The sequence below is a fragment of the Pseudoroseomonas cervicalis ATCC 49957 genome (assembly GCF_000164635.1).
GTDB lineage: Bacteria > Pseudomonadota > Alphaproteobacteria > Acetobacterales > Acetobacteraceae > Pseudoroseomonas > Pseudoroseomonas cervicalis.
In genome coordinates, this window is the sequence record NZ_GG770837.1 from 1 (window position 1) to 2,310 (window position 2,310).

Annotated in this window: 3 protein-coding genes; 2 read left to right on the forward strand and 1 reads right to left on the reverse strand. The window is 73.3% G+C overall.

The features are described from left to right. Both HMPREF0731_RS19475 and HMPREF0731_RS19480 read left to right on the forward strand, forming a co-directional pair. A partial coding sequence (locus HMPREF0731_RS19475; protein WP_007005928.1) for a hypothetical protein occupies positions 1-269 on the forward strand: 269 nt, incomplete at its 5' end. Between the two features lie 120 nt (positions 270-389). Continuing rightward, positions 390-1,652 (forward strand): MFS transporter, encoded by a 1,263-nt coding sequence (locus tag HMPREF0731_RS19480; protein WP_007005929.1) that lies wholly within the window; start codon positions 390-392, stop codon positions 1,650-1,652. Between the two features lie 66 nt (positions 1,653-1,718). Here the strand turns inward: HMPREF0731_RS19480 and HMPREF0731_RS19485 are convergent, their stop codons facing one another. Then, positions 1,719-2,150 (reverse strand): PaaI family thioesterase, encoded by a 432-nt coding sequence (locus HMPREF0731_RS19485; protein ID WP_007005930.1) that lies wholly within the window; start codon positions 2,148-2,150, stop codon positions 1,719-1,721. Positions 2,151-2,310 lie beyond the last annotated feature (160 nt).

Consider the following 2,310-nt stretch of genomic DNA (forward strand, 5'->3'; position numbering starts at 1 on the left):
GGCGCCTGGTGGGCGAGGCCTTCCACCTGCCGGCGCTGCGGCAGGCGGCGCAGCAGGCGCAGGTGGCGGGCCCCTTCGGCACGCGGGCCAAGGCGGCGCTGCTGGACGACCTGGCCGATCTGCAGACGCGGCTGGCGGCTTCCTGCCTGAAGGGCAGCCTGCCGGAGGCCGAGGGCGCGCGCCGCGTGGCGCAGGAAGCGGCGGCACGCCCCGACCTGGCGGCCGTGACGGTGGCGGTGCGCGAGATCGCCCGCGCCATCCTGCACTGATGGCGGGGTTCGGGGGGACCCTGTCCCCCCGGCGGAGGGGTCTGGGGAGGCGGAGCCTCCCCGGAACTTTCCCTGCCCTCACTCTGGCCAGGCCGGGGCGGCGCGGGCAGTCTGCCGCGCATGCCCTCCTCCCTCACCCGCAAGGCCGTGGCCTGGTCGCTGTATGACTGGGCCAACAGCGCCTTCCCGACGGTGGTCTCCACCTTCGTCATCGCCACCTATTTCACCCAAGGCATCGCCGCCGACCCGGCCACCGGCCAGGCGCAATGGGGCTGGATGCAGACCCTGGCGGGCATCGCCATCGCGCTGCTCTCCCCCGTGCTGGGCGCCGTCGCCGATGCCGGCGGGCGGCGGCGGGCGATGCTGCTGCTCTGCACCGTCGTCACCTCGGTCGCGACCGGGCTGATCTGGTTCGCCACCCCCGGCCCCGGCTCGGCGCTCTGGGCGCTGCTATGCGTCGGCATCGCCACGGTGGGGTTCGAGCTGGGCACGGTGTTCTACAATTCCATGCTGCCGCAGGTGGCGCCGCCGGAGCGGCTGGGCCGCGTCTCCGGCCTGGCCTGGGGGCTGGGCTATGCCGGGGGGCTGGCCTGCCTAGTGCTGTGCCTGGTGCTGCTGGTGCGGCCCGACCCCTCGCCGCTCGGGCTGGATCGCGGCGCGGCGGAGCATGTGCGCGCCACCGCCCTGCTGGTGGCGGGGTGGATGCTGGCCTTCGGCTGGCCGGTGCTGCTGGCCCTGCCCGACCCGCCGCCGCCGCGCCCGCGCTGGGGCGAGGCGGTGCGGCGCGGCATCGAGGAGATCGCCCGCGTGCTGCGCGGCCTGCCGCGCCACCCCTCCATGGCGCGCTTCCTGCTGGCGCGTCTGTTCTACACGGACGGGCTGAACACGCTGTTCGCCTTCGGCGCCATCTACGCCGCCGGCCGCTTCGGCATGGGGTTCGAGCAGATCCTGGTCTTCGGCATCGCGCTGAACGTCACCGCCGGGCTGGGTGCCGCCGGCTTCGGGCTGGTGGAGGACCGCCTCGGCTCCCGCCAGACGGTGCTGGTGGCGCTGGCCTGCATGGTGGCGCTGGGCACCGCCCTGGTGCTGACCAGCGACGTCGCCTGGTTCTGGGGGCTGGCGCTGGTGATGGGGCTGTTCATGGGGCCGGCGCAATCGGCCTCGCGCAGCTTCATGGCGCGGCTGGCCCCGCCGGCCGAAGTCACCGCCTATTTCGGGCTGTTCGCGCTGTCGGGGCGGATCACCGGGTTTCTGGGTCCGGCCGTGCTGGCCATCGTCACGGGCGCCACCGGCAGCCAGCAGGCGGGCATGGCCACCGTGCTCGGGTTCCTGGCGCTGGGGGGGGTCATCCTGCTCACGGTGCGGGACCGGCCTATCCAGTGATCCTGGGGAGGCTTTGCCTCCCCAGACCCCACCACCGGGGGGACAGGGTCCCCCCGGACCCCGCCATCAGTGGGCGGGGCTGCCTTCCACGGTTTCGCTGCCGGCACGCCAGCGATGGGTGGAGGCGCCGAAGGCCACCATCTCGCCCTTGTCGTTGAACACCTCAGTGCGGGCGAAGAAGATGTTGCGGCCGCGCGAGATCAGCTTGCCCTCGGCCACCACCTCGCCACCCGAAACCTGGCCGGTGAAGCGGCAATCCAGGTCGATCGTCACCGCCTTGCGGATATTGCCGGGCACGCTGCACCAGAGGCCCGCAAAGGCCGCGGCCTGGTCGATCAGCGACAGGATCACCCCGCCATGCACGATGCCACTGCGGTTCAGATGGCCCGGGCCGCTGTCGCAGACGACACGGGCAAAGCCATCGCGCCATTCGATCAGGCGAATGCCGAGAAGCTCATGATAGGGCGGCGCCGGAGAGGCGAGGTCTTGCTTGGACATGACGGCCGGGGTGCCTTGTGCGGCGCAGCAGGTCAAGGTGCCAGCGCGGCCGTGAGCGCAACCGACAGGCCCTGGCTCGGCGTGGCCCCGGGCGGCGGCGGGACCGGCTGGGGCCGGGCGGCCACGCGCAGCAGGCAGTCCAGGCTGTCCAGCACCGGCA

Excerpts from the sequence above, each read along its gene's own strand:
- HMPREF0731_RS19480 (WP_007005929.1), top strand. The coding sequence starts at position 390 with ATGCCCTCCTCCCTCACCCGCAAGGCCGTGGCCTGGTCGCTGTATGAC.
- HMPREF0731_RS19485 (WP_007005930.1), bottom strand. The coding sequence starts at position 2,150 with ATGTCCAAGCAAGACCTCGCCTCTCCGGCGCCGCCCTATCATGAGCTT.